Below are 26,459 nucleotides of genomic sequence, written 5' to 3'. Positions count from 1 at the left end.
GCTAGGTGATGAGGTTTTCGGATTTGAGCCAGTCGTAGGCGACGTCGGAGGGGTCTTCGCCGTCTATGTCTACTCGGCCGTTGAGGTCTTGCATGAGGTTGTCGGTGAGGCGTTGGGAGATGGTGGCCAGGAGGGAGGCTATTTCGGGGTTGGCGGCTAGGACCGGGCCTCGGACTACGGCTGTGCCGCTGTAGGGGAGGAAGAAGCTCTTGTCGTCCTCGAGGACTACCAGGTCGAGTTTTTTCACTCGGCCGTCGGTGGTGTAGATCATGCCGAAGTTGCAGGGGGAGCCTTTGGCGGTGGCGGTGTAGACGACTCCGGCGTCCATGCGGGTGACGTTGTGGGTGGGGACGCCGTTCGGGTCGTTGTAGGGGATGCCGTATTTGGCGAGCATGGGGATGAAACCGTCGGAGCGGCTGAAGAATTCGTCGTCGACGCAGAAGGTGCGGTCGGGGACGGGGAGGGCCGCCACGTCGGAGAGGGATTTCACTTGCAGGCGTTGGGCGTTCGCCGACGAGGCGCCGAAGGCGTAGGTGTCGTTGAAGTTGGCGGGGGGCAGCCATTCCAGGTCGTAGTCTTGCTTTTCGATGTCGTGCACCCGCTGCCAGAGTTCGTGCGGGTCGACGATGGTCTCGGTCTGGTTGTGGTAGTTGACCCAGCCGGTGCCGGTGTACTCCCAGAGGATGTCGGCGTCGCCGTTGAGTTGGGCCTGACGGGAGGAGGCGGAGCCGGGAGCGCCGGTGAGGTCGGTGATGTCGGCTCCGGCGGCGGCAAGGTAGGTGGCGGTGATCTTGCCGAGAATGACGCCCTCGGTGAAGCTCTTGGACGTGACGGTGAGTTTCGCGCCGTCGAGCGGCGTGGAGCCATCCGGCAGGCTCGCGTCGTGGAATGTCCCCGACGAGCTCACCAGACCACATCCGGCCAGCAGCGCCATGATCACCGACACCGTGACGAGTTGTGCGCGTGCGGTTTTCATGCCACACCTCGCGGAGTCGCCGCCAGTTCGACCAACCTGCCCAGCCAGTCGATGATCAATGCCAACAACCCGACCAGCACCGCCCCGGAGATGAGCAGCTTCGGCAGGAACAGCGTGACCCCGGTGGTGATGAGCGTGCCGAGACTGGTCGCGCCGATGAAGGTGCTCAAGGTGGCGGTGCCGACCAGAATCACCAGCGCGGTCCGCACACCATTGAGAATCACCGGCACCGCCAGCGGCAACTCCACCTGGAACAGCGTGCGGCTGGCCGAATACCCGATCCCCCGCGACGCCTCGATAATGCGCTGATCCACCTGCCGCAGCCCCACGATCGTGTTCTGCAGAATGGGCAGGATCGCGTAGACGACGAGACCCACTATCGCCGTACGGAATCCGGTGCCCAGCCAGAACGTGAACAACACGAGCAGACCCACGGCGGGCGCTGCCTGCCCGATATTCGCGAAATTCACGGCGATCGGCTCCCACCGTTTCAACGCTGGCCGCGTCAACGCGATACCCAGCGGAATCGCGACGAGCACCACGATCAGCGTCGCCACCACCGTCAATTTGATATGCGCCAGAATCGTGCTCTGCAGATTCGCCCACCCCAGCGACGCGCTCTCGGTCGCGGTGAACGTCTGCGCCCGATACCAGACCACATACCCGACCCCGATCACCAGAATGATGAGCGGTTCGAACCACACGTCGATCGGCATCCGCCGCAGCCGATTCACGACGACCCCACCGATCCCGGTTCGTCATCGGCCGCCACCACCGGCGTCGGCACCGGATCGGTACCGTCCACATAGGTCTCGTACGACGGCTCGGACTCCTCGTCGATCCCCTCGGCCAGCTTGGACCGAATCACCTCCGTCACCGCCTCGATACTCAGCGACCCCACCACCGCGCCACGCCCATCGGTGACCAGCGTCGCCCCTTGGCTGGTCGCGAGCATCTCGTCGAGCGCGTCGTTCAAGGTCGACGACCGCGCCACCACCGGCAGCCGCCGATCGAGATAGTCGGAGATCTCCGGTTTGCTCGCCACCTCCCCCAGCGACGGCCACGACCTCGGCCGCCCCGCCCGATCCACCACCACGATCCACGAATGCCCCGCCGCCTCCGCCCGCGCGATGACCTCCTGCGACGACTCCCCGATCCGCGCCGTGATCACCTTGTCGTGCGGCACATCTCGCACCCGCGACACCGTCAGGTACGCCAATTTCGCGCCGGAGCCCACGAATTCGCGCACGAACGGCGTCGCCGGATCGGTGAGGATCTCCTCCGGGGTCGCGTACTGCTCGATATGACCGCCCTCGGAGAGAATCAGCACTTTGTCCCCGAGTTTGGTCGCCTCCTCGAAATCGTGCGTGACAATGACAATCGTCTTGCCGAGCTCGTGCTGAATGGCGATCAGACTGTCCTGCAACCGAACTCGCGTGATCGGATCGACCGCGCCGAACGGCTCGTCCATGAGCAGCACCGGCGGGTCCGCCGCGAGCGCCCGCGCCACCCCGACGCGCTGCTGCTGGCCGCCGGACATATCCTTGGGCAGCCGATCGGCGAAGGTCTCGGGATCCAGGCCCACCAGGTCGAGCAGATATTCGGTGCGCTCGGCAATGCGCTTCTTGTCCCAGCCGAGCACCCTCGGTATGGCCCCGATATTCTTCGCCACCGACCAGTGCGGGAACAATCCGCCGGACTGAATGACATACCCGATGGACTGCCGCAACTTGTCCGGATCCTCCCGGGTGACATCGCGCCCGTCGATGAAGATCCGGCCCTCGGTCGGCTCGATCAGTCGATTGATCATCTTGAGCGTGGTCGTCTTACCGCATCCGGACGGCCCGACGAACGCCACGATCTGCCCCGCCTCGATCTCCAGATCCAACCGCTCGACCGCGGGCCGCTCCTGCCCCCGATACCGCTTGACCACCCCGTCGAGGGTGATGGCCGCACCGGTCACATTGCGCTCCGACCCGGGAGCGGACTGGCTGGTCACCTCGGTCATGACAGTCCCTTCGCAATGGTGAGACGTCCCAGCAGGACGAGCAGCGCGTCGAACACCAACGCGATGAAGACGATGAGAATGGTTCCGGTCAAAGCCATTTCGAGCGAATTCGCGCCACCGAGCCGCGACAGGCCATTGAAGATGAGCGACCCGAGCCCCGGCCCGAGCACATACGCCACAATGGCGGCGACACCGACGATCATCTGCGTGGACACCCGAATCCCGGTGAGGATCACCGGCCAGGCGATGGGCAGTTCGATGGTCAGCAGAATCCGCCAGCGCGACAACCCGATTCCGCGCGCCGACTCGATGACCGATCCGGGCACCGACCGCAGGCCCACGATGGCATTGCCGATCACCGGCAGCGCCGCGAAGAACGCCAACATGATGAACGACGGCACCACCCCCAACCCGAACGGAACCAGCAGCAAGGCCAGCAGCGCCAGCGACGGAATGGTCAGCGCCACCCGACTCGAGGTGAGCGTCAGCGAGGACAGCAGCGGCAGCCGATAGACCAGCACGGCGATCACCACCGCGACCAGGGTGCCGACCAGCACCGTCTGGAAGGCCAGCGACGCGTGCTGATAGGTGAGGAACGCGAGGGTCTCACCCCGTCCTCGGACATAGCTCCACAAATGCACGGGTTTCCCCTCGTCGACCGCGGACGGGCCGGTACCCGACCGCGTGTGGTCACCGAATGTGCGAGCCCTCGCAGCCTAAACGACGTGATGCGTCCGGTGGTGGACGGCACGCAGCGGGCTCAGCAACGGATCGGCGACCACCGAGCCCCGACCCATCACAGCAGCGCACGCCCGGCCCGGCCACGATTGGAATCACGCGGATCCGATCACCGCGTACCGGTGGCTGTCGGGCGCGCGGACGCGAACCGGTAGGTTCGTCGGGTAGTCGGCGAGTGAGTGTGGAGGTAGCACGGGTGGTCGAGCCCCATCTGGCCATCGCGGGTTACCTGCGCGAACGCCGCGAGGCGGCCCGGCTGACCCGGGCCGAGCTGGCCCGCAGGGCGTCGATCTCCGAGGGCCTCATCCAGAAGATCGAGCAGGGCACCCGCCAGCCCACCCCCGCCGCGCTGGCGGTACTCTTCGACGCCCTCGAGGTTCCGTCGGTCTTCCGCGACTACTGCGCCGCCATCCTGCAGCCGGAGCTGAGCACGCTCGCCAACGCCGAACCCGCGCCCACCCGGTCGGAACTGGACTTCCTGCACAGCCTCCCGCATCCGGCCTGCTTCAACATCGCCCCCGCCCAGGATCTCCTCGCCGCCAATGCCGCCTTCCTGCGCGCATTCCCCGGGTTGCGACCCGGCGGCAACATCATGGTGTGGATGCTGCTCGATCCGCGAGCCCGCCAAGTGGTCGAGGACTGGGAACGGGAGACGCACGTCATGGTGCAGGCGTTCCGGCACATGGCCCCGGGCTTCACCCCGCCCGAGCGCATCGCGGAGATCACCGAGAGGTGCTCGCCCGCCGCCGAGTGGGATCGGCTCTGGTCGACCGATATCCCGCCGATCGACATGGCGCCGCGGCCGATCCGCATCCGGCCGCTCGAGGGCGGCGAGTGGACCGCCATGTACGCGCACGTCCTGCGCTACGCCTATCCGCGCCGCGGCTGGGGGATGTTCTCCTTGGTGCCGATCGCACCGTTGTGAATCCGTAATCCGTTTCACTGAAACAAAACCGGGCAATTACCCGTTGTACGAGTACGGCGGAGGGGCTCGCCGCTGTCTACGGCACCCTTCCGGCGGGGGCGGAAAAATCACCCGACAACGGTATGTCCGTTGTGCCACCATGAGTTTCGACGATGATCATCCCGACCTCCCAGGTCGGCGACTACCAGGAAGGAGGAGGCGGCTTTGCATCCGGAGCACACACGAGAGCGCCAGCCAGCGCGGCGCGGCAACCAGCGCGCGCTACGCGGCGACAGCGGAATGACCTTGTTCGGCCCGGCCATCGGCCGCCTCGCCGAGCGGGTCTGACCCGCCGCTCTCCTCTTCGTCTCTTTCCTTCCTTTTCACGAAACATGGTGACCCCCATGACGTTCCGTCCTGCCGACGACCCGGAAACAACCGTAGACAACTGGATACACAGCGGAGTGCTGCTGCTCAACGCCTCCTACGAGGCACTGACCGAGATCCGCGCCGAACGCGCGGTGGTGCTGCTCATCACCGGCGCCGCCGAGCCGGTGACCGATCGCGAGCCGCACTTCCCGGTGCGTTCCCAGCGCCTGGAGATCGCGCTGCCCGAGACCATCCGACTGCTGCGCTACGTCTACCTCGAGCACAGCGTGACGGTGACCGACGGCAGCCGCGCCACCCTCCCCGCGGTGCTGCGACGGGACGGCTACCGCTGCGGCTACTGCGCCGGATGGGCCCGCACCGTGGACCACATCCGCCCGCGCAGCCGGGGTGGCCCCAACACCTGGGACAACCTCATCGCCGCGTGCGGGACGTGCAATGCGACCAAGGCGGACCGGACTCCCCAGGAGGCCGGGATGCGCCTGCTGTGGGAGCCCAAGGCCCCCAACGACATGGCGAAGCGACAGCGTCGGATCTGGAAGGAACTGGCGGCGTCCTAGCCGAACGAGACACCACCGTAGAAACACGTGATCGGAACGAAAGGAGCGAGATCCGATGACGAAAACAGCAGTTCAGGAGCTGACCCTTGCGGATCTGCTCCCCATCTCCGACTCGAAGGACTACTGGCAGCACGCGGCCTGCAAGGGCGACCGGAACCACGACGCGTGGTTCCCGTACCCCTCGGAGGACTTCGAGTACGCGCGCGGCATCTGCGCGGGCTGCCCGATCCGGCGCGAATGCGGTGAATTCGCGTCCCGCACCGGCCAGTCCGGTGTGTGGGGCGGCCACGAGTACGACCGCGGCAAGATGATCCGCGACTGACCGCGCCGTGAGCGCCGAGGCCGCCGCCGTGCCCAGCGCACCGCGGCGGCCTCGATTCGTGGAAGGCGGATTTTCGGGGCAGGATGGTGCCCGTGCTGATGTTCGCGGTCCCCGACGGAATCCCTGTTCGCCCCCTTTGCCCGCCTGACCTGCGGGGCTAACAGCCCGTGAACATACACTGAAGATCGTGGGAACTCATCGCGCCGCGGGCGGGTCACGAGGTGTCAGCAAGGGGCCAGTTATCGCGTTGGTGGCGGTGGTCCTGCTAGCGGTCGCCGTCGTCGGGTGGAGCTGGTTGCAGGAGCGGGCCAAGGATCGTGACGAGGCCGCCGCCGCGAGCTGCGCCGAGGGCACCGTCGTGGTGAATGTGACCGTCGACCCGGATATCGCCGCACCGGTGCGCGCCGCCGCCGACCGGTACAACGCCACCAAGCCACGCGTGCGCGACCACTGTGCGCAGGTCGCCGTGACACCGCAACCGTCGGCGGCCATGGTGGCCGCCTTCACCTCCAGCGATCCCTGGAATGCCGCGTTGGGCGTGCAGCCCGCGCTGTGGATTCCGGACTCCTCGCGGTCGGTGGAGCTCATGCGGGTGCCGGGGCTCATCGAGGGCGCGCCCGCGCCGATCGCGGTGAGCCCGATCGCGCTCGCCGCCCCCGACGAACTGCGCCGCGCGCTGGAGGCCGCCCAGGTGACATGGTCGGATCTGCCTCGGCTGCAACAGGGTTCGCTCGCCGAGATCGGACTCGGCGGCTGGGGCGCGCTGCGGCTGGCGCTGCCCGCCGGAGACGACAGCCTGGCCGCCGCGCTCGCCGTCGGCTCCGGGGTGTCCGGCTCGGATCCGCTCACCGCCGAGGCGGCCGGATCGGGCCAGGTGGTCTCGGCGGTCTCGCGACTGGCCGCCGGTGCGCCCGAGGTCGACGACCTGGACCGGGCGCTGAGCGACGCGGCCGCCGCCACCGATCTGCCGAACGCGCCGATCCACGCGGTGACCGCCACCGAACAGCAGATCAAGGCCAAGGGCGGGCTCACCGTCTTCCGTCCGCTCGGCAACGCCCCCGTGGCCGATCATCCGGCGGCGCTGCTGACCGGTCCCTGGGTGGATCAGACCCAGAATCTCGGCGCCAGCCTCTTCGCCGACTATCTGCGCGCACCGGAACAGGCGAAGCTGTTCACCGACAACGGTTTCGGGGCGGCGCCGCCCACCAGCCCGGCGGTGCCGGACAAGGCGGTGCTCGAGCAGGTGCACAAGGTGCTCGCCCATCCGGTGCTGGGCGTGTCGTCGACGGTGCTGCTCGACGTCTCCGCCTCCATGGCGAGCACCGACGGCACCCTGACGCGCCTGGGCAACACCCTCGGCGCGCTGCAATCCACCATGAACGTCATGCCGCCCGACTTCGGTCTGGGTGTCTGGACCTTCGGCAAGGACCTGGTCGGCACCCAGCCGTACAAGATCGTGTCGCCGACCGCGACGCTCACCGACGCCCACCGCGCCGAACTGGTCCAGGCGCTGGGCACGGTCGCCCCGACCACCACCCAGCCGGACCGCGCCTACCCCACGCTGGAGGCCGCCTACCGCGCCGCCGTCGCGGGATATGTACCGGGACAGACGAATTCGGTGCTGCTCGTCACCGACGGGCCGACCGACGACTCCCCCATCACCGGCGATCAACTGCTCGCCGATATCGCCGCCGCCACCGACCCGGCCCGCCCGGTGCGCGTGGATGTCATCGTGATCGGCGGTCAAGGCACCCAGACACTGCGCACTCTGGCCGAGCGAACCGGTGGCACCTACACGCCGGTGCCGTCCACCAATGAGCTCGCCTTCGGAACAGCCATGAACCAGGCCCTCACCACGCCCTGACCCGCACCCCCTTCGGCATGTCGTCGCAAACCAGCAGCTAACTCGTGGGAGATTCGGGACAGGAAGCGTCTCTCCACCGAAGGGGTACATCATGGCGCACACAACGGGCATCGAAAGTCCCGTGAAACAGGGGATTGCCGCCGGAACGTCCATCGCGGCGGCGGTCCTGCTCTTGGTCGTCGGCGTGCTGTCGATCCTGGAGGGCATCTCCGCCCTCGCCGAGGACGATCTGCTCATCGTGGGCGTGAACGACTACGTCTACAAGCTGAACACGACGGGCTGGGGCTGGATCCACATCGTCCTCGGCATCATCGTGGTCGTCTCCGCCATCGGCCTCATGATGGGCACCACCTGGGGTCGCGCGGCCGCCATCGTCTTCGCCGCGCTCTCGCTCATCGCCAACTTCCTGTGGCTGCCCTACTACCCGATCTGGTCGATCGTCATCATCGCCCTCGACGCGTTCGTCATCTGGGCCGTGGCCACCTGGAAGCCCGCCACCGTCTGACGGCCGGGCACCACCGAACGGAACGCACAGCGCCCCATCGGTTTTCCGACCGATGGGGCGCTGTGCCGTATCCGGTGACCGCTGTCAGTCGGTGTAGGCGTCCAAGGGTGGGCAGGAGCAGACCAGGTTGCGGTCGCCGTAGGCACCGTCGATGCGGCGGACGGAGGGCCAGACCTTGGCGCGGGCGTGCTTGACGCCGCGGGGGTAGACGGCGGTTTCGCGGGTGTAGGGGTGATTCCATTCGCCGACAAGGCATTCCGCGGTGTGGGGGGCGCCGCGCAGCGGGTTGTCGTCGACCGGCCAGACGCCCGCGGCGACCTGGTCGATCTCGGCCTTGATGGCGATCATGGCGTCACAGAAGGCGTCGATCTCCTCGAGGTTCTCGCTCTCGGTGGGTTCGACCATCAAGGTGCCCGCGACCGGGAAGCTCATGGTCGGGGCGTGGAAACCGTAGTCCGCCAGGCGCTTCGCCACATCGTCGACGGTGACGCCGGTGCGCTTGGTGATCTCGCGCAGGTCGAGGATGCACTCGTGGGCGACCATGCCGTTCTCGCCGGTGTAGAGCACCGGGAAGTGCTCGTCGAGTCGCTTGGCGATGTAATTGGCCGAGGCGATGGCGGTGAGGGTGGCGCGGCGCAGGCCGTCGGCGCCCATCATGCGAATGTAGGCCCAGGTGATGGGAAGGATGGAGGCGGAACCGAATTCGGCCGCCGACACCGCGTGCGAGCCCTGCTCCAGGGGGTTGCCTGGCAGGTACTTGGCCAGATGCTCGCGCACCGCGACCGGACCGACACCCGGCCCGCCGCCGCCGTGCGGGATGCAGAAGGTCTTGTGCAGGTTCAGGTGGCTGACATCGCCGCCGAACTTGCCCGGACGGGCAAGGCCGACAAGGGCATTCAGGTTCGCGCCGTCGACGTAGACCTGACCGCCCGCGTCGTGCACCAGACCGCACAGCTCGGCGACCTCGTGCTCGTACACGCCGTGCGTGGACGGGTAGGTGATCATGATGCAGGCCAGCCGGTCGGCGTGGTCGGCGATCTTGGCGCGCAGGTCGTCGAGATCGACATCGCCGTTCTCCCGGCACTTCACGACCTCGACCCGCATGCCGACCATGGCGGCCGAGGCGGCGTTGGTGCCGTGCGCGCTGGAGGGGATCAGGCACGTATCCCGGTGCGTGTCACCGCGATCCAGGTGGTAGCGGCGAATGGCGAGCAGGCCCGCGTACTCGCCCTGGCTTCCGGCGTTGGGCTGCAACGAGACTCGGTCGTAACCGGTGACCGCGCAGAGCCAGCCCTCCAGATCGGCGATGAGGGTGCGCAGGCCCGGGGCGTCGCTCTCGGGGGCGTAGGGGTGCACGCGGTTGAAGCCCGGCCAGGTGATGGACTCCATCTCCGCGGTGGCATTGAGCTTCATGGTGCAGGAGCCGAGCGGAATCATGCTGCGGTCCAAGGCGATGTCCTTGTCCGAGAGCGCGCGCAGGTAGCGCAGCATGGCGGTCTCGGTGTGGTACTTGGTGAACGCCGGGGCGGTGAGGAATTCCGAGGTGCGGTTCTCGATGTGCGGGCGCTGCTTGCCGTGGAACAGCGCGCCCTCGGGACCCACCGGGATCTCCGCGCCGAAGCAGTCGAGGACGGCCACCACGTGCGCGTCGGTGGTCGCCTCGTCGCAGGCGATACCCACGTGGTCGGCGTCGACGAGGCGCAGGTTGATTCCGGCCCCCTTCGCCTTGGCGACGATGTTCTCCGCGCCGCCGGGCACCTTCACCAGCACGGTGTCGAAGAAGGTCTGGTGCACCACCGCGTCGCCGAGTCCGGCGGCCAGCCACTGCGCGTGCCCGTGCACGCGGCGCGCGATCTGCCGCAGCCCCTCGGCCCCGTGGTAGGAGGCGTACATGGCGGCGACGATGGCCAGCAGCACCTGGGCGGTGCAGATGTTCGAGGTCGCCTTCTCCCGGCGAATGTGCTGTTCACGCGTTTGTAGGGCGAGGCGGTAGGCGGTGTTGCCGTCGGCGTCCACCGAGACGCCGACCAGTCGGCCCGGCAGTTGGCGCGCGTGCGTGGAGTGCACCGCGAGGTATCCGGCGTGCGGTCCGCCGAAGCCGAGCGGCACGCCGAAGCGCTGGGTGGTGCCGAAGCAGGCGTCCGCGCCCTGCTCCCCCGGTGCGGTGATGAGCGTCAGCGCGAGCAGATCCGCGCCGACCGCCACCAGCGCGCCACGCTCGTGCGCGGCGTCGATGACGGGCTTCCAGTCCACGATCCGCCCCGAAGCGCCCGGCAGCTGGCCGATCACACCGAAGAATTCCCCTTCGGGCAGTTCGGCATTGGACAGATCGGCTTCCACGATCTCGATGCCCAGCGGCTCGGCACGCGTGTAGAGCACGGTGCGCGTCTGCGGGAACAGGTCGACGTCGATGAGCAGCCGGTTCGACTTGCTCTTGCGATTGGCCCGCTGCAGCAGCGTCATGGCCTCGGCGGCGGCGGTGGCCTCGTCCAGCATGGAGGCGTTGGCCACCTCCATACCGGTCAGATCCGACACCATGGTCTGGAAGTTGAGCAGCGCTTCGAGGCGGCCCTGCGAGATCTCCGGCTGATAGGGCGTGTACGCGGTGTACCAGGCCGGATTCTCGAGCAGGTTGCGCACCAGCACCGGCGGGGTGAGGGTGTCGTAGTACCCGAGCCCGATCATGGTGGTGGCCACCGTATTCGAGTTCGCCAGCTCGGCCAGTTCGGCGAGCGCCTCGTGTTCGGTGAGCGCGGGCGGCAGTGCGGCCAGGCCGTTGGCGGCGGCGGGGTCGAGAATGCTGGCGGGCACGGCCCGCGCGGCGAGTTCGTCCAGCGATCCGATACCGATGGCGGACAGGATGCGGTCGGTCTCTCCGCTGTCGGGTCCGATATGGCGATCGGCGAAGGATCGATTCTGCACGGCAGCTCCAGGGTTCGGGCGGGTCGACCAGTCGGTCGACAGTCGGGTGCCCTCCCCCTCTGTCGTGGAGCCTGAGAGATTCGGGCCCGCTTGGTGAGCGGTGCCCTTTCCCCATGGGCGGGTGGCTCGCGAACCACCGCTTTCCAGAGGCGTCGAATCTCCGTACGGTCCCTTGTGCCTGAGAGATTGACGGGGAGGTGCTGCTCCTTCGGCGTCCGGTGGGTACCGGAACTCTCCCGCACGGCGGCGACGCACCGCCCAGTCTATGCGGAACCACGTTACGAGAATGTTGCCTGGGTTGATTTCACACCCACGGCGCGGCCGGTTTCAGACGGGCAGCCCGTCGCGCACCCGCACGACCCCGGTCAGGATGGCGGCGGACTGCACCTCGACCAGTCGCCGCGGTGGCACGGGCTGGCCCGGCGCGACACTCTCGATATCGGCCGACCAGCGGTCGAACAGCGCCGCCACCCGGGCGCGCTGCACCCCGGCCGCCGCGACGCCCCGCGCCACATAGTCGTCGAGGACCCGCAGCAGCATGCCGCCCAGCCGCAGGCGCAGCATGCCCACCCACACGTACTCCTCGGTCCACACCTCGCCCACGGTGGCGATCCGATCCTGCTGCCCCTCTTGGAGTTTCATCGTCACCATCTCCGGAAGCGATGCGGCCATGGCCCGCACCGCGCGCTCCAGCGGTCCCGGCTCACTGCCTCCGGTGACCGGGTCGAGGGCTTCCCCCACCAGACGCGCGAGGTCCCCGTAGGCCGCGGCGGCCTTGTCCATGACCACGGACAGCGCCTGCCCGCTCGGTGTGTCGTCGGCAACGCGCGGATCGGTCCACAGCGGCAGCTCGGCGACCAGCACCGCGGACCGATACCGCGCCGAGTAGTCCAGGACGCCGCCGCCGGAGAACGCGGTCAGCGGATCGACTCCCACCGCGTCGACGGCATCGGACATGGTCACGATGGTGGGCAGCGCGAAGACGCCGTCGGCATTGCGCCGAGCGCCCGGCGCGTCGGGCTGCCCGCCGTGGATCGGGATGTCGGCGGCGGTGAGCCGATCGGTCAGCGCCGACCAGTAGCTCGTATCCCCGCCGGAGGTGTAGAAGAAGCCGCCGCCGAAATCGGCATTGTGCAGCGAGGCGATGAAGGCCGGACGACTGTCGTCGATGAGTCGCATGAGCGCCTGGGTCTCGGGCATCGGCGTCCCGAACGCCCGCCCGCGCCACTCTGTCGGAAAGCACCATTCCGGCTGTTCGGCGGTGGGCGGGCGGTAGAAGTGCCGCCCGACCGAGGTGCGGGTGTGCGGTCCGGGGTACCAGCCCTCGTTCAGCCGGGTGCCGTCCGGATCCACACAGGGCACGAAATGCCATGTGGCATCGAGTGCTTCGAGCATGGCGGGATCGTCGGTCAACCGCGCGGTGAGATGCCGAATGGTTGCCATACCGATCGGCTCGTTCGGATGCGGGTTGCCGAGCACAGCGATGGAATGCGCGCCGGTGCCGATCCGCACCACGCGTATGGGCTCACCCGCCCTCGACCGCCCCAACTCGGCGACCGACACCCGGTCGGGGAATTCGGCGGCCAATCTGTCCATGGCGGCGTTGAGCTCATCGACGGTCGGATAGGAGGTCAGCTCGGCCACCTCGCCGACCCAGCGCGCCACTTCGTCCCCGCGCGGCGGCTGCGCCTCGCGCGCACAGGAGAGCGGCAGAGCGACCGCGGCCGCCCCGGCCAGACCGAACAGGTGCCGACGTCCGATCTCCCGCATACCACCTCCGATCATTCGATCGCTGTTCGACGGCGCTGTCTCGACAGTAGACGAAAGCTGTTGTCAGCGGCCATGACTCGGCACGCATCCGCTCAGCTGTCGACGCGCTCGCTGTCCGCCGAGCGCAGCAGCCGCCAGCCGACCACGCCCAGCACCGCCGCGCCGAGAATCGCCAGCACCGTGGTGTCGGAGACGGCCGCGCCGAGGCGCTGCACCGTGGTTTCGAGCGCGAATTCCGTGTCCGCGCCGAGGATCCCGGGCAGGGCCGCGGTGCCGTCGAAGATCAGGAACAGTGCCCCGAGCAGGATGAAGAACAGGCCGGACAGCAGCGAGGTGGTGTGCAACTCCAGCCTGCCGACGGTGAGGGTTCGACCGCGCAGCCAACGCTTGCGACCGAGTTCGAAACGGTCCCACAGTATGGCCAGGACGAACAGGGGCGCGGCCATGCCCAGTGCGTACACCGCCAGGAGCAGACCGCCTTGCACCGGGGACCCGCCGACGGCCGCGACCGCCAGGATCGAGCCGAGGATCGGTCCGGCGCAGAAACCGGCCAGGCCGTAGACCAGGCCGAGCAGGTAGACCGCGCCGGAGCGCTGCGCCCGTCCCTGCCGCGCGGCGGCGCGCTGGGCGAAGCCGAAGGCGAAACCTCGACCGAGGATCTGCAGCACGCCCAGGCAGATTATGGTCCAGCCGCCGACGGCGATGAGCAGTTGCCGGTGCTCGGACAGCAGGCGGCCCGCGAAGGATCCGGCGATGCCGAGGGGTACGAGGGTGGTGGACAGGCCGAGGTAGAACATGGCGGTGCGTCCGAGCAGGGTGCCGGGGGAATCGAAGGAGTAGGCGAAGAAGCTGGGGAGCAGCAGCGCGCTGCACGGGCTCACCAGGGCCAGCAGACCACCGAGGAAGGCCGCGAAAAAGCCTACGGTGCCGCTCATTTCGCCTGCTCCGCCGCGGCGCGGGCCGCCTCGATCACGGCGGCGAACTGCTCGACCGGCTGCGCGCCGAGCACCGGGCGGCCATTGATCAGGAAGGTCGGCGTGGAGGACGCGCCCAGCGCGTACGCCTCGGCCGCGTCCTTCCCGATGGCCGCCGCGGCGGCCTGCGACTGCTGATCGGCGCGGAACTTCGCCATATCCGCCACGCCCGCCTGTGCGGCGAGTTCGGCCAGTCGCTCGGGGGTGAGTTCGCCGGTGTTCTTCTTCTCCGGGGCATTGGCCATGAGGGTGTTGTGGAACTCCCAGAACCTGCCCTGCTGCCCGGCCGCCCACGCGGCACGCGCCGAGTTCTCCGACTCCGGGCCGAAGATCGCGAAATTGCGCCACTCGATGCGCAGCACACCCTGGTCGACGTAGCGGGCGATGAGTTCGGGTTCGATCTTGCGGCCGAAGGTGCGGCAGAACGGGCACTGGAAATCCGAGTACTCCACCATCACCACCGGGGCGTCGACGCGGCCCAGGGCGAGCGGATCGGCCGCGTCGCGGCGCGCGACCTTGGCGAGTTCGGCGAAGCGCGGATCGGTGCTGGCGGTCCCGGCCGATGCGTCGGAATCCTCCGCCCCCAGCATCTGGAAAACGGCGAGGGACAGCAGACACACCGCCGCGAAGAGCGCGAGTCCGGCCAAGAACTTCTTGTTGCCGCCCGGGCGCAGCCGTCGCGCCGTGTCGTTTCGGGCGGACGTGGCGCGGGACTTGGTGCGGGCGGGGTTGTTTCGAGACATGCGAATACTCCTGACGACCACGGTCGAATCGACGCTGAGACAAGACATGCGGACACGGCTGTTCGCCGGAAGTGTGCGAGGGCCCGACCAGGGCAGCGAAAAGCCGTGCCGGAGCGTCTAAATCAACAGGACCGTCGTCAGATGCGGCGACGCCACCGGCAGGGTGGGCGCGCGCGGCTGAATGTCATAGGAGATCCACTGGGCCGCAGTGCATTCCGGTGTCAGCGCGACCAGCGGCGAGAGAAGTTGGTCCCCGAAGGTGCGCGGCGGCGGGGCGATATTGCCGAGCGGATCCGTCCCCGGATGGTCACGCTTGCCGCACAGCGGCACCGGATGGTCGATCGTTTGGTCGAAGCGCGCGGACACCGCGGTATCCGTCGCCGCGGTATCCCGCGCCGAGATCACCGACGCCGCGGTCCCCGTGTCGGCGAGCGGCTGGGCGGACCCGCCGTCGGCGATCGCGGCAACCAGCCCGAGTACGACCAGCAAGCCCGCCAGCAACGCGCCACCGAACAGTCGATACGACCGTCGGCGGTGTGGGGTGGGCCGGGATTGCACGGCGCTGACGATAACAGGACGCCCCCGCACCGCCGCGCAGCGGCAGGCGAGAGCGTCCTCACAAATCGCTATCGGTATTAACCGGTCTTGGCGTTCATCCGAGCCTTGCGCCGGAAGGCCAGTTCGTCCTCGGGCCGGTCGGTCTGGGCGCTGCCCGCTTCGGCGCGCTCGGCCGGGAAATTGGCTATGGCGCCGGTCAATTCACGCATGGCGCCGCTCACGGCGATGCCGAAGACGCCCTGCCCGCCCTGCAGTAAATCGACGACCTCTTCGGGCGAGGTGCACTCGTAGACGGTCGCGCCGTCGGAGAACAGGGTGATCCCCGCCAGATCCTCCACGCCGCGGCTGCGCAGATGGTCGACCGCGATGCGAATGTTCTGCAGCGAGATGCCCGCGTCGAGCAGGCGCTTGACGATCTTGAGGACCAGGATGTCCTTGAACGAGTACAGCCGCTGGCTGCCGGAACCTGTCGCGGTGCGAATGGACGGTGCGACGAGACCGGTGCGGGCCCAGTAGTCGAGCTGGCGGTAGGTGATGCCCGCCGCCTGACAAGCCGTGGGAACCCGGTAACCGACTAGATCGTCGGGCACCGTGTCATCGGGGAACAGCCCTGGCTGCACCACATCCTGCGGTTGATCTCCCACTGACTACTCCCTCACTACCGTGGCCTATCAGGGCTCGTCATCGACACTGGAGCTGTGTGGCCTAACTGTCGAGGCTACTCTCCTGATTGTCCCGGGAGTATCGGCGTCCCTCCAAGCCTGCTCGACCGCGTGTTTCTCGACCTAAACCTGAGGTCGAGACACGATTCGGTATCAGCTGTCGGTGGCTTTGAAATCGTCGGGAGACACCGATTCCAAGAACTCCTTGAACTTCTCGACCTCGTCCTCCTTCTCGTCCGGCATGACCAGACCGGCCTCGTCGAGAACCGCCTCCTCGGCATAGATCGGGCAGCCCACCCGCAAGGCGATGGCAACCGAATCCGACGGCCGCGCCGAGATGCGCGGACCGTTCTCGAAGACCAGGTCCGCGTAGAAGGTGCCCTCCTGCAGATCCACGATGCGCACCTCCTTCAAGGTGTGACCGAGCTCCTTGATGAGGACCTTGATCAGATCGTGGGTCAGCGGGCGAATGGGCGTGACGCCCTCCTGCTCCAGCACGATCGCGGTGGCCTCGGCCTGTCCGATCCAGATGGGTAGGTATCGATCACCGGAAACCTCACGGAGCAACAGCACGGGCTGATTCTGTGGCTGCTCGACACGGATGCCGATAACACGCATTTCGCTCATCGCACTGCCTCCCAATAAACTCGCGCGGCCGCCGTACCTGCCTTACGAGTTCGGCCGTATCTCCGAGTCTAGGCGAAGATTTCAGCCGCCGAGGGAAGCGCGCACGGCGGTCTTCACCAGGCAGGTGTGCAGCGTCAGCGACAGTGCCGCCAACTCGCGCACCGTCTCCTCCGCACGGGCGCGCGCGTCCTCGTCCCGACTCTTGGCGATGGGCGCGGCGATCTGCGCGACCAGCGCCGCCTCACGGTCGGCGGCCAGTTTGAAGGCGCGCAAATGGCGTGCCTCCAAACCGAATTCCGCCAAGCTCTTCGCGGTGCGGGCGAGCGTCACCGCGTCGTTGTCGAAATACCCTGCCGCGCCGGGGGTGATGAGATTGGCGCGGATCAGTTCCACCAGGAACTTCTCGTCGATACCGGCCTGTTCGAGCAGGTCCGCCCGAGTGATCCGGATTTCGTGGTCGAACCGGAGCTCCTCGGGCGAGACCTCACCGGGCACGACGCCGAGCCGCCGCAGGCGACCCGGACCGTCCGTTGGCGCGGAGCCGTTCACGGCGTCGCCTCCCCCGCCGCCCGCTCGGGCACGGGCTTCCCGTACCCCGAGCGTCGCGGCCCCCTTGTCGATCGCTTCGAGCTGTTCCTTGATCACCTTCAACGGCAGGTACTGATCCCGTTGCGCCGTCAGCACGAACCGGAGTCGCTCGACATCGTGTACCGCGAATCTGCGGTAACCCGAGGGCGTGCGCTCCGGGCTGATCAGTCCCTCGGATTCGAGGAACCGGATCTTCGAGATGGTGATGTCCGGAAAGTCCGGACGCAGGAGATCCAGCACGGAGCCGATCGACATACCTCCGCGCGTCCACTGCGCTGCGCCTGTCATTCCGCTCGGTCCTATAGCGCGCCCGCCGCCGAATCACTCGACGACTGCGGCCGCGGACCGGTCAGGAACACCAACCGGAACTTGCCGATCTGCACCTCGTCGCCGTTCTGCAGCTCGGAGGAATCGACCGGCTCCCGGTTCACATAGGTGCCGTTCAGGCTGCCCACATCGACGACCTGGAAGGTGTCGTCGTCCTGACGGAACTCCGCGTGGCGACGGCTGACGGTGACATCGTCGAGAAAGATGTCGCTGTCGGGGTGGCGTCCCGCGGAGGTGGTGGGCTGGTCCAGCAGGAACCGCGAACCCGCGTTCGGGCCGCGCTTCACGACCAAGAGGGCGGCGCCCGCGGGCAGGCCCTCGACCCCGACCGGCTGCTCCCCGGTCTGCTCGGTGCGCTGAGCGTCGACCTCGTTCAGGAAATCAGCGCGGAACACCGAGGTGGTCTCCGCAGCTGTCTCCGCGTAACCCGGGTCTTTGTTCTCGCTCACCCTTGCTCTCCTCCTCGAACCGAATAATCCATGCAAGCAGTTGATGCCCTCAGCGACACGGCCACCGGGCCACTCCCCGCTTCGGGCAGGTCCGAGAAAAATTCCCGGGGACCGGCTGCGCGCACTCTGTTGGCATTGACCGTACCCTGCCAGGGCGTACCCGTGCAGGTAGAACTGTGAAGGCTCCTTCAGCCCCCGATAACTCCTTGATAACCTGCGGCATCGAGCAGGTCACCGAGTGCGGCGTCGAGGCCAGCCTCGTCGTCGAACTCCAGCTCGAACATCCAGCCGTCGCCGTATGGATCGTTGTTGAGCGTCTCCGGCGATCCCACCAGAACCTCGTTCACCGCAACGACTTTCGCGGCCAGCGGGGCATAGATGTCGGACACGCTCTTGGTGGACTCCACCTCGGCGATGCTGTCACCGGCGGCAACGTCCTTGTCCGCCTCCGGCAGCTGCACGAACACGACGTCACCGAGCTGTGACTGCGCGTAGTCGGTGATACCCACCCGCACCCGGGCGGGGCCGACCTTGCGCACCCATTCGTGCTCTTCGGTGTAGCGGAGATCGTCGGGTAGGTCGGTCACAGGCGTCCTTTCAACGGAAGTCCTCTCGATTCGTCGACAGCGAGCGTCGCCGATTTGTCGGCAACACCCTATCCGCTAGGGGTTTCCGTGCCCCACGGCCGGTATGGCGCGGGCCACGGCGACAGCTTTGCCGACGTAGAGAATGCCGGTCCAGACGTAGACCGCCGTGCCCCAGATCAAGAATGCCCCACCGAAGGCTCGACCGAAACCCGCAGCCGCCCAGTCCATCTGACCGGCCAACAGCCACGGCAGCGCGGACATGAGCGCGAAGGTGGCGGCTTTGCCCAGGTAGATGACCTCCGGCGGCGGCAGATCGCGGCGTTTGTAGATGCCCAGGGTGAGGGTCAAGATCAGGTCACGGCCGATCAGGATCGCCACCACCCACCACGGCAGGATGTCGCGAATCAGGAAGCCGCCCAGCGTCGCCACCAGATACAGCCGGTCCACCAGCGGGTCCAGGATCGCGCCCAGTCGCGAGGACTGGTCGAGCAGCCGGGCCAGCTTGCCGTCGAGGAAGTCGGTGACGCCGCTGACCACCAGCAGCGCGAAGGCCCAGCCGTCGGCCTCGCGGACCAGCAACAGCCACAGGAAGACCGGAACGCCGATCAGCCGCACCACACTCAGCGCGTTGGGCACGGTGAGGATGCGGTCGCCCACCACCGGTTCGACGCTGCGTTCACTTGTCACAGGCGATGCATACCCCAATCATTGCGGTATCGCCATCCAGGCACGCCGAGGTCGTCGTGCGGGGCGAGCGCGGTATGGTCTCGATCATCCCGCGCGGGTGAGAGAATGACTGGGGATTCGTCTCATCTTTATGGGCACTGTGCGAGAGGAAGAACATGCCCGACTTCGACTATGACGTCGTCGTGATCGGTTCCGGATTCGGCGGCAGCGTGAGCGCCCTGCGGCTGACCGAGAAGGGGTATCGGGTAGCGGTGCTCGAATCGGGCCGCCGCTGGACGCCGGACAACCTTCCGAAAACGAATTGGAATGTGCGCAAAGCGATTTGGGCCCCCAAGCTGGGGCTGACCGGAACGCAGCGGATCAGCGTGCTCGGCAAGTGCGCGGTGTTCTCCGCCTCGGGGGTGGGCGGCGGGTCGCTGATCTACGGCAACACCCTCTACGAGCCGCTGCCGGAGTTCTACACCGACAAGCAGTGGGCGCACATCACCGACTGGCGCGCCGAACTCGCGCCCTACTACGACCAGGCGCAGCGCATGCTGGGCGTGGGTCCGAATCCGCGTATGACACCCGCCGACGAGGTGATCCGTTCCGTCGCAGAGGATCTCGGCGTCGCCGACACGTTCCATCCGACGAATGTCGGCGTGTTCTTCAACGAGGAGAACCCCGGCGTTGAGGTGGACGACCCGTACTTCGGCGGGGCCGGGCCGCGGCGCAGCGGCTGTATCCACTGCGCGCGCTGCTTCACCGGCTGCCCGCACAATGCCAAGAACACCACCGTCAAGAACTACCTGTACCTGGCCGAACAGGCGGGCGCGCACGTGTTCGAGTTGACCGAGGCCACCAAGGTGCGGCCCATGGTGGGCGGCGGCTACGCCATCGAGACCAAGCGGGCCGATCGCTGGGTGCGCAAGGGCCGCAAGGTGTTCACCGCCGAACAGGTGGTCTTCGCGGCGGCCGCGCTGGGCACCCAGAAGCTGCTGCACAAGATGCGCGACGAGGGCGTGCTGCCACAGCTGTCGCCGCGGCTGGGCGAGCTCACCCGGTCCAACTCCGAGGCCATCCTCAATGTGGCGAGCCGGGCCCGCGACGATTTCGCCGAGGGCATCGCGATCACCTCCTCGATCCACCCGGAGCCCAATACCCATATCGAGGTGTGCCACTACGGCAAGGGGCAGAACGGGCTGTTCCCGCTGTCGGTGCCGATCGTGGACGGCGGCGCGTTCCGGTTCCTGCGCTTCCTGCTGGCCATCCTGCTGCATCCGATCGTGTTCGCGCGCAGCCTCAACGCGCATCGGGCCTCGGAGAAGTCGGTGATCCTGCTGGTCATGCAGTCACTGGACAATTCGCTCACCTCCTTCCGCAAGTGGGGACAGCTCAAGACCAGACAGGGCACGGGTGAGCCGAATCCGACCTGGATTCCGCTCGCGCACGAGGTGGGGCGGCGCTTCGGCGAGAAGGTCGACGGCGATGTGCAGTCGCTCATCATGGACGTGTTCAATATCCCGGCGACGGCGCACTACATCGGCGGCTGCGTGATCGGCGAGAATCCGCAGACCGGCGTGGTGGATCCGTATCAGCGGGTGTTCGGACATCCGGGCCTGCACATCGCGGACGGGTCGGCGGTGACGGCGAACCTCGGGGTGAACCCCTCGCTCACCATCACCGCGCAGGCCGAGCGGGCCATGGCGTTCTGGCCCAATCGCGATGAACCCGATCCGCGCCCGGAGCTGGGGCAGCCGTATCGACGGATCGCGCCGGTCGCGCCGAAGCAGCCGACCGTGCCCGATTTCGCGCCGGGTGCGCTGCGGCTGCCCATCCTGCCGCTGTGAGCGTGGGGGTCGCGCGCCCGTTACGCGCGCGCGACCCCGCCCGGGTAGGTTGACTTCTCGTGTGCTCCAACATGATCGACTTCCGCACCCCGGTCTCGGCCGACGATGTGCGGAACAGGGGCCGGGAGCTGCGCGAGCGCACGCCCTGGACGGCGCGGGATCGGGCGGCGCAGGCCCCGGATCGGCCCGCCGTGCTGGATTTCGTCGAGACGAGCAATCGGGGGCGACTGGCCCGGCTGATTCCGCTGCGCATCGGGCGCATGACGGCCTCGCCGTTCAGCTTCTTCCGCGGTTCGGCCGGGCTGATGGCCGCCGATCTCGCGGCCGGACCGGTGAGCGGGCTGAACGCGCAGCTCTGCGGTGACGCGCATGCCGCGAACTTCGGGCTCTATGGCAGCTCACGCGGCGATATCGTGATGGATATCAATGATTTCGACGAGACCGTCAACGGGCCGTGGGAGTGGGATCTGGAACGCCTCGCCGCCAGTCTGGTGCTCGCCGGGCGCGAGGGCGATGCCACCGAGGAGCACTGCCTCGACGCCGCCCGCGAGGCGGTGCGCTCGTATCGCGCGGCCATGGCCGATCTGGCCGAGCAGCCGTTCCTGGCCTCGTGGACCGCGCTGGCCGACGAATCGGTGATCGGGCGGTCGCGCGCCGACGCGCTGCTCGACGATTTCAAGAAGGCCGCCAAGAAGGCGCGCAAGAACACCAGCGCCAAGGTGGCCCGCAAGTGGACCGAGCTGGAGGGCCACGAAACCGATTACGCCAAGCGGAAATTCGTGGCGGACCCGCCGATTCTCACCACCGTGGACACCGAGGTCGCCGAGGCGGTCATCGATGGGCTCACCCAGTACGTGGGCACGCTGCGCGAGTCACGTCGACGGCTGATCACGCGATTCTCGGTGTCGGACATCGCCTTTCGGATCGTGGGCACCGGCAGTGTGGGCTACCGCAGCTATCTGGCGCTGTTGTGCGGCAATGGCGACGAGGCGCTGGTGCTCCAGATCAAACAGGCGGTGCCCTCGGCGCTGACACCCTTCCTGCCCGCCAGCCCGGCGCGGCACGAGGGTGAGCGAATCGTGCAGGGAGCCAGGGCGGTTCAGGCCGAAACCGATATTCTGCTGGGGTGGACCACGCTGCGGCTGGAGGGGCAGGAGCTGCCCTTCGTGGTGCGCCAGTTCCGCAATCTCAAGGGCGGTATCGACCCGTCCGCCCTCGAGGGGGATCACCTCGACGACTACGGGCGGCTGGCGGGTGCGCTGTTGGCGCGGGCGCACGCCCGCTCGGTCGACCCGCGGCTGCTGGCCGGATATCTGGAGGACGGCGAGCCCCTCGACGACGCGGTGGCGCGGTTCGCGGTGCGCTATGCCGACCGCACCGAGGCCGATCACGCCGAACTGGTGGCGGCGGTGGAGAGCGGCCGGATCGCCGCGGAGACCGCCTGATCAGCGGGATTGTCGCACTGACCGGCCCTGACCTGCCGCTTCCGACACACGGCGTCGGCAAATCTGTCCCGGAGGGACCGACCCTCCGTACCATTTCGACTATCCATCGACGAGAAGGGTGCGAAGCCGATGCTCGTTCGAGTGCAGAACACCGCGGGCACCCATGCCGAGAAGGTGCTGATCGATTGGTTGCGCACCTGGAAGGGCCGCGGCGATCCGCACGGCGTGGCCACCGTGAATTGCAGCCTGTTCCACGGTGATCGGCTCTATCCCTTCGACGCGGTGATATGGACGCCCACCAGCTGCGTGGTGATCGAGGCCGAGGCCCTCGTGGAGCGCATGGAGGGCGAACTCGAGGTACCGCTGAGCGGGCCGTGGCGGGTGGCCGAGAAGATCATCAACTTCGAGGGCGGGGACCGGCGCACGCCGCTGGACAAGTCCCGCGATCACACCCTGGCGCTGCAGAACTGGTTCTCCGAGCGCGGGCTCGGGCAGCGCGTGGTGAACGGCGTGGTGCTGGTGGTGCCGCCGCCGGGCTCCAAGGTGGAGGTGCGCCAGCTGTGGAGCGATCCGAGCTTCGAGGTGCTGCTCGGCGACGATCCGAATCGGCTGCGGGCCTACTTCGAGACGCTCTCCTCGCGCGGTCGGCCGCAGTGGTCGGCCAATGATGTGGCGTGGGCGTTCCGAGGGCTCGGCATTCTGCCGTATCTGCCCGCGCCGCAGGATCTGTTGAACGAGGGCTTCCTCGGACCGGTCGACATCACGCTGTGGCACGGCGGGCCGCAGCAGGCGCAGGCCGAGGCGTGGGCGGAGGAGCAGGCGCGGCTCGAGCAGGAGGTCGAGTCCAGCCGCCGGTTCCGGATTCCGGCCCCGTGGTACAGCCCGTGGAAGCTCTATCCGCGCGAGACCGGGGATCTGGATCTCGGGCGCGGGATCATGCGCACCCTGTTGACCATCGGCATGGTGATCGCGGCGGTGTGGGTGGTCTGGTTCGTCATCGCGGCGGTGCTGACCTACGCGTGACCGGCTCGGGCATAGTCGGGTCCACGCGGCGCACCGGTATATAAAGGACAGCCACCAGGGCGACGGCCGCGGCCGCTCCCCCGATCACGTCGGTGGCGTGGTGGTAGCCGAGCCCGATCATGCCGACCGCCACCGCGACCAGCACGACGGGCGTGACGATCGCGACGAGGACGCGCACACGGGCGGATTCGCTCGCGAGGGCGATGGCGGTGACAACAGCGACCAGGTGCACGGTGTGACCGCTCGGATAGGCGAGGTAGTGCTGTAATGGCCGGTCCCACAACGGCTTCAGCACGAGCGTATTGACGATGATCGCGAATTCCGGTGCCAGCAGCACGAATCCGGCCCGCCACCACAGCTGCCGGGACGCGAACCACACCGCGCCGCCGAGCAGCAGCGGGATCACGATGTAGGCGTTGCTGGGGGCCACCAGGACGCGGTACAGCCCGTCCGATCCGTTCAGGCGTGCTTCGAGCCAGGCGTCCAGGCCGGTCGGTCCACCGCCGGAGGGGAACGACAGCGGCACCACGACGGTGATCAGCGCCGCGAGCACCGCGAGCAGCGGCAGCGCAGCGCCACGGAGCCAGCGCGCGCGATCCGCGGCCGCTCCGTCCGATGCGGCGGGTGGTACGACCGCGCGCGCCGACGCATCCTCGGCCGCGTCGTTCCCGCCGCCCGAGGGGATCGACGCGGGCATGGGGTCGGGTGCGAAGGATGAGTCGGGGGCGGGCACAGCGCCACGATAACCGCAGCGAAGCGGTGGCGTATCCGTGCGGTGCGCCCGCCGTCGCTCACTCTCGCAGGGCCGCCTTGGCGAGCAACGGTTTCGACCAGCGCGGCGTCCACCAGTTGGCGGTGCCCATCACCCGCATGAAGGCGGGGACGAGGACCATGCGGACCAGGGTGGCATCCAGCAGCACGGCGAGGGCGAGGCCCAGTCCGAGCATGCGGTTCATGGTGACGCCGCTGGCGATGATGCCGGTGAACACCACCGCCATGAGCAGCGCCGCGGCGGTGATGATGCGGCCCGAGCGGGCGATGCCCAGGGCCACGGCCTCGTCGTTGGCGGCGCGGGTCTTGTCGGAGTGCTCCCACTCCTCGGTGAACCGGGCGAGCAGGAAGACCTCGTAATCCATGGAGAGGCCGAAGGATACACAGAACAGCAGCACCGGAATGGTCGCGATGGTGTACCCGGTGGTCTCGGTGCCGAGCCCGCCGAGGTGCCCGTCCTGGAAGATCCACACCAGTGCGCCGAAGGTCGCCGACAGCGACAAGACATTGAGCACCAAGGCTTTCAGCGGCAGGACCACGCTGCCGGTGAGCAGGAGCAGCAGCAGGAAGGTCGTGAGGGCGATCCACGCCACGGCCTTGGGGAAGCCCTGGGTGATGCCGTCGGCGGCGTCGACGTTCTGCTGGGCCTGACCGCCGAAGTACACCTCCGAGGTGGGCGGGTCGACGGCGTGCAGGGCCTCCAGTTGGCGCTTGCCCGCATCCGAGTACGGGTCCACCGAGGTCACCACGGTGAGGTGGGCGCTGGTGGGGCGCCGCGTATCCGGGTCCCCCGGGCCGCTCGGCACTCCGTTGACGTAGGTGCCCGCGGGGCCGATGACCGCCCGTACGTCCGGCACGGTCGACAGCGCTCTGCTGTAACCGGTCAGGTCGCCCAGCGCGCCGTCGGGTGCGGCCACGACCACGTCGACCGTGGCGGTGGCATTGTTGTCGAAGCGCTCGCGCAGCAGGTCACCGACCTGTCGGGACGAGGCGCTGGTCGGCAGCACCCGATCGTCGGGCAGGCCCATCTGCAATCCCACGATGGGCGAGCCGAGGACGAGCAGCAGGGCGATCACCGGCAGCGCGCACAGCACCGGCCGCCGCTGTACCGCCCGCGCCACCCGGTAGAGCAGACCGCGTTCGACCGGTCCGGCCTCGCGCAGCGGTTTGCGGTTGATGCGCGCGCCCAGCACCGCGAGCAGCGCGGGAACCAGGGTGAGCGCCAAGACGATCGACAGGAGCACCACCGCGAGCCCGGCGACGGCGAGCGACCGCAGGAAGTCCAGCGGGAACACGAGCATGCCGATGAGCGCGATACCGACGGTGAGCCCGGAGAACGCGACGGCTCGCCCGCCGCGCCGCATGGCCAGCCGCAGCGCCTCCTCGGCGGGGCGGCCCGCGGCGATCTCCTCGCGGTAGCGACCGATGATCAGCAGCGAGTAGTCGATGGCCAGCGCCAATCCGATGGCCGTGGTGATGTTCAACGCGAATACCGACAGGTTCATCACGAAGGTCAGCAGGTACAGCACCCCGGTGGTGGCGACAATGGCCGCGACGCCGGTGACAAATGGAATGGCCGCGGCCACAGCGCTTCTCAGGAACCACATCAGCAGCAGGAAGGTCAGCGGCAGCGCGATGGCCTCGGCGATGCCCAGATCGCGCTGGGTCTGCTGCGCGGTATCCCACCACAGCTGCGCCTGCCCGCCCGCGCGCACGGTGATGCCGCCCTCGGTGCCGACGAATTGGTCGGCCAGCGCGTCGGCCTGTTGGGGCGCGGTGTTCTCGTCACCGTGCACGGTGGCGACCACGAGGCCGATCTTCCCGTCGCGGCTGACCAGCGCCGAGGTCGATCCCGGATCGGTCCACGGCGAGACGACCCGCTGCACCCGCTGGTCACCGCGCAGCCGTTCGGCGATCTCGCGGCCGCGTGCCGCGACGGCGGTATCGCGCAACTCGCCCTCGGATTCGACGGTGAGCACCAGCTGCATGCCGGACATGCCGTACTCGGATTCGAGAATGCGTGCGGCCGTGGCGGATTCGGCGTTGTTGTCGACGAAGCCGCCATTGGACAACTGCGAGGGCGCGAGTGCGCCGAGCGCCCCGCAGAGCAGGAACGCCACACCCACGATGAGAAGCACCGATTTCGGTGCGCGAATGGCGAATCCGGACAGCGCGGCGATAATGCCGCGCTGCCGGAGGCCCGTGGTTTCGTCGGTCGTCGTCGACACAGTTC

General features: G+C 68.0%; 26 protein-coding genes and 1 riboswitch. Of the genes, 9 read left to right on the top strand and 17 right to left on the bottom strand.

What is annotated here, in order from left to right:
- Nucleotide 1: 1 nt before the first annotated feature.
- The 4 genes from ACIBH2_RS00380 to ACIBH2_RS00365 are packed head-to-tail and all read right to left on the bottom strand — an operon-like array spanning nucleotide 2 to nucleotide 3,625.
- Nucleotides 2-976 (bottom strand): glycine betaine ABC transporter substrate-binding protein, encoded by a 975-nt coding sequence (locus tag ACIBH2_RS00380; protein ID WP_397111796.1) that lies wholly within the window; start codon nucleotides 974-976, stop codon nucleotides 2-4.
- Nucleotides 973-1,692: an ABC transporter permease gene (locus tag ACIBH2_RS00375; RefSeq protein ID WP_397111794.1), complete on the bottom strand. Its 720-nt coding sequence runs from the start codon at nucleotides 1,690-1,692 to the stop codon at nucleotides 973-975. The genes ACIBH2_RS00380 and ACIBH2_RS00375 overlap by 4 nt, the downstream gene beginning before the upstream one ends.
- A 14-nt stretch (nucleotides 1,693-1,706) precedes the next feature.
- Nucleotides 1,707-2,984 carry an ATP-binding cassette domain-containing protein gene (locus tag ACIBH2_RS00370; RefSeq protein WP_397111792.1) on the bottom strand — a complete coding sequence of 426 codons (1,278 nt, stop codon included), beginning with the start codon at nucleotides 2,982-2,984 and terminating at the stop codon, nucleotides 1,707-1,709.
- A complete protein-coding gene (locus ACIBH2_RS00365; RefSeq protein WP_397111789.1) occupies nucleotides 2,981-3,625 on the bottom strand; it encodes an ABC transporter permease in 645 nt (214 codons plus the stop codon). The genes ACIBH2_RS00370 and ACIBH2_RS00365 overlap by 4 nt, the downstream gene beginning before the upstream one ends.
- A gap of 293 nt (nucleotides 3,626-3,918) precedes the next feature.
- On the opposite strand from ACIBH2_RS00365, the gene ACIBH2_RS00360 reads away from it, so the two are divergent.
- The 6 genes from ACIBH2_RS00360 (at nucleotide 3,919) to ACIBH2_RS00335 (ending at nucleotide 8,264) form a co-directional block, all read left to right on the top strand.
- A complete protein-coding gene (locus ACIBH2_RS00360) occupies nucleotides 3,919-4,647 on the top strand; it encodes a helix-turn-helix domain-containing protein (RefSeq protein WP_397111787.1) in 729 nt (242 codons plus the stop codon).
- A gap of 204 nt (nucleotides 4,648-4,851) precedes the next feature.
- Nucleotides 4,852-4,974, top strand: coding sequence for a hypothetical protein (locus ACIBH2_RS00355; protein WP_397111785.1), 123 nt, complete (start codon nucleotides 4,852-4,854; stop codon nucleotides 4,972-4,974).
- 56 nt (nucleotides 4,975-5,030) lie between these two features.
- The gene (locus ACIBH2_RS00350) at nucleotides 5,031-5,573 is read left to right on the top strand and encodes an HNH endonuclease (protein WP_397111783.1); all 543 of its coding nucleotides are present in this window, start codon (nucleotides 5,031-5,033) and stop codon (nucleotides 5,571-5,573) included.
- A 55-nt stretch (nucleotides 5,574-5,628) separates the two neighbouring features.
- Nucleotides 5,629-5,895: a WhiB family transcriptional regulator gene (locus tag ACIBH2_RS00345; protein WP_397111781.1), complete on the top strand. Its 267-nt coding sequence runs from the start codon at nucleotides 5,629-5,631 to the stop codon at nucleotides 5,893-5,895.
- 187 nt (nucleotides 5,896-6,082) lie between these two features.
- Nucleotides 6,083-7,759: a substrate-binding domain-containing protein gene (locus ACIBH2_RS00340; protein WP_397111779.1), complete on the top strand. Its 1,677-nt coding sequence runs from the start codon at nucleotides 6,083-6,085 to the stop codon at nucleotides 7,757-7,759.
- 91 nt (nucleotides 7,760-7,850) lie between these two features.
- Nucleotides 7,851-8,264 (top strand): hypothetical protein, encoded by a 414-nt coding sequence (locus tag ACIBH2_RS00335; RefSeq protein WP_397111777.1) that lies wholly within the window; start codon nucleotides 7,851-7,853, stop codon nucleotides 8,262-8,264.
- A gap of 84 nt (nucleotides 8,265-8,348) precedes the next feature.
- Here the strand turns inward: ACIBH2_RS00335 and gcvP are convergent, their stop codons facing one another.
- From gcvP to ACIBH2_RS00280, 11 genes are all read right to left on the bottom strand, one after another.
- Nucleotides 8,349-11,186 (bottom strand): aminomethyl-transferring glycine dehydrogenase, encoded by a 2,838-nt coding sequence (gcvP, locus tag ACIBH2_RS00330; RefSeq protein WP_397111775.1) that lies wholly within the window; start codon nucleotides 11,184-11,186, stop codon nucleotides 8,349-8,351.
- Nucleotides 11,187-11,341: 155 nt separating this feature from the next.
- A riboswitch (glycine riboswitch) is annotated at nucleotides 11,342-11,435 on the bottom strand.
- Between the two features lie 78 nt (nucleotides 11,436-11,513).
- Nucleotides 11,514-12,956 carry a M14 family zinc carboxypeptidase gene (locus ACIBH2_RS00325; protein ID WP_397111773.1) on the bottom strand — a complete coding sequence of 481 codons (1,443 nt, stop codon included), beginning with the start codon at nucleotides 12,954-12,956 and terminating at the stop codon, nucleotides 11,514-11,516.
- A 92-nt stretch (nucleotides 12,957-13,048) separates the two neighbouring features.
- Entirely contained in the window at nucleotides 13,049-13,891 is an 843-nt protein-coding gene (locus tag ACIBH2_RS00320; protein ID WP_397111771.1) for a cytochrome c biogenesis CcdA family protein, read from the bottom strand.
- Nucleotides 13,888-14,673 (bottom strand): DsbA family protein, encoded by a 786-nt coding sequence (locus ACIBH2_RS00315; protein ID WP_397111769.1) that lies wholly within the window; start codon nucleotides 14,671-14,673, stop codon nucleotides 13,888-13,890. Before ACIBH2_RS00315 ends, ACIBH2_RS00320 begins: the two co-directional genes overlap by 4 nt.
- Nucleotides 14,674-14,790: 117 nt before the next feature.
- Nucleotides 14,791-15,231 (bottom strand): hypothetical protein, encoded by a 441-nt coding sequence (locus tag ACIBH2_RS00310; RefSeq protein ID WP_397111767.1) that lies wholly within the window; start codon nucleotides 15,229-15,231, stop codon nucleotides 14,791-14,793.
- A 77-nt stretch (nucleotides 15,232-15,308) separates the two neighbouring features.
- Complete coding sequence (locus ACIBH2_RS00305; RefSeq protein ID WP_397111765.1) at nucleotides 15,309-15,875, bottom strand: MerR family transcriptional regulator; 567 nt, start codon at nucleotides 15,873-15,875, stop codon at nucleotides 15,309-15,311.
- A 171-nt stretch (nucleotides 15,876-16,046) separates the two neighbouring features.
- Entirely contained in the window at nucleotides 16,047-16,520 is a 474-nt protein-coding gene (locus ACIBH2_RS00300) for a bifunctional nuclease family protein (RefSeq protein WP_397111763.1), read from the bottom strand.
- Between the two features lie 81 nt (nucleotides 16,521-16,601).
- Nucleotides 16,602-17,363, bottom strand: coding sequence for a MerR family transcriptional regulator (locus ACIBH2_RS00295; protein WP_397111761.1), 762 nt, complete (start codon nucleotides 17,361-17,363; stop codon nucleotides 16,602-16,604).
- A gap of 44 nt (nucleotides 17,364-17,407) precedes the next feature.
- Nucleotides 17,408-17,884, bottom strand: a complete 477-nt coding sequence (garA, locus tag ACIBH2_RS00290; protein WP_397111759.1) for a glycogen accumulation regulator GarA — start codon at nucleotides 17,882-17,884, stop codon at nucleotides 17,408-17,410.
- A gap of 188 nt (nucleotides 17,885-18,072) precedes the next feature.
- Entirely contained in the window at nucleotides 18,073-18,471 is a 399-nt protein-coding gene (gcvH, locus tag ACIBH2_RS00285) for a glycine cleavage system protein GcvH (protein ID WP_397111756.1), read from the bottom strand.
- A 75-nt stretch (nucleotides 18,472-18,546) separates the two neighbouring features.
- The gene (locus ACIBH2_RS00280) at nucleotides 18,547-19,158 is read right to left on the bottom strand and encodes a CDP-alcohol phosphatidyltransferase family protein (RefSeq protein ID WP_397111754.1); all 612 of its coding nucleotides are present in this window, start codon (nucleotides 19,156-19,158) and stop codon (nucleotides 18,547-18,549) included.
- A gap of 155 nt (nucleotides 19,159-19,313) precedes the next feature.
- Between ACIBH2_RS00280 and ACIBH2_RS00275 the strand changes: the two genes are divergently transcribed.
- The 3 genes from ACIBH2_RS00275 (at nucleotide 19,314) to ACIBH2_RS00265 (ending at nucleotide 23,455) form a co-directional block, all read left to right on the top strand.
- Nucleotides 19,314-20,987 (top strand): GMC oxidoreductase, encoded by a 1,674-nt coding sequence (locus tag ACIBH2_RS00275; protein ID WP_397111752.1) that lies wholly within the window; start codon nucleotides 19,314-19,316, stop codon nucleotides 20,985-20,987.
- 71 nt (nucleotides 20,988-21,058) lie between these two features.
- Complete coding sequence (locus tag ACIBH2_RS00270) at nucleotides 21,059-22,432, top strand: DUF2252 domain-containing protein (RefSeq protein WP_397116725.1); 1,374 nt, start codon at nucleotides 21,059-21,061, stop codon at nucleotides 22,430-22,432.
- A 129-nt stretch (nucleotides 22,433-22,561) separates the two neighbouring features.
- Nucleotides 22,562-23,455: an NERD domain-containing protein gene (locus ACIBH2_RS00265; protein WP_397111750.1), complete on the top strand. Its 894-nt coding sequence runs from the start codon at nucleotides 22,562-22,564 to the stop codon at nucleotides 23,453-23,455.
- Here the strand turns inward: ACIBH2_RS00265 and ACIBH2_RS00260 are convergent.
- Nucleotides 23,427-24,188 carry a phosphatase PAP2 family protein gene (locus ACIBH2_RS00260; protein ID WP_397111748.1) on the bottom strand — a complete coding sequence of 254 codons (762 nt, stop codon included), beginning with the start codon at nucleotides 24,186-24,188 and terminating at the stop codon, nucleotides 23,427-23,429. The genes ACIBH2_RS00265 and ACIBH2_RS00260 overlap by 29 nt on opposite strands.
- 58 nt (nucleotides 24,189-24,246) lie before the next feature.
- Nucleotides 24,247-26,454 carry an MMPL family transporter gene (locus tag ACIBH2_RS00255; RefSeq protein ID WP_397111746.1) on the bottom strand — a complete coding sequence of 736 codons (2,208 nt, stop codon included), beginning with the start codon at nucleotides 26,452-26,454 and terminating at the stop codon, nucleotides 24,247-24,249.
- Between the last annotated feature and the right edge of the window lie 5 nt (nucleotides 26,455-26,459).

Source organism: Nocardia sp. NPDC050406 (genome assembly GCF_044459025.1).
GTDB lineage: Bacteria > Actinomycetota > Actinomycetes > Mycobacteriales > Mycobacteriaceae > Nocardia.
This window is presented reverse-complemented; position numbering and strand designations above follow the sequence as displayed.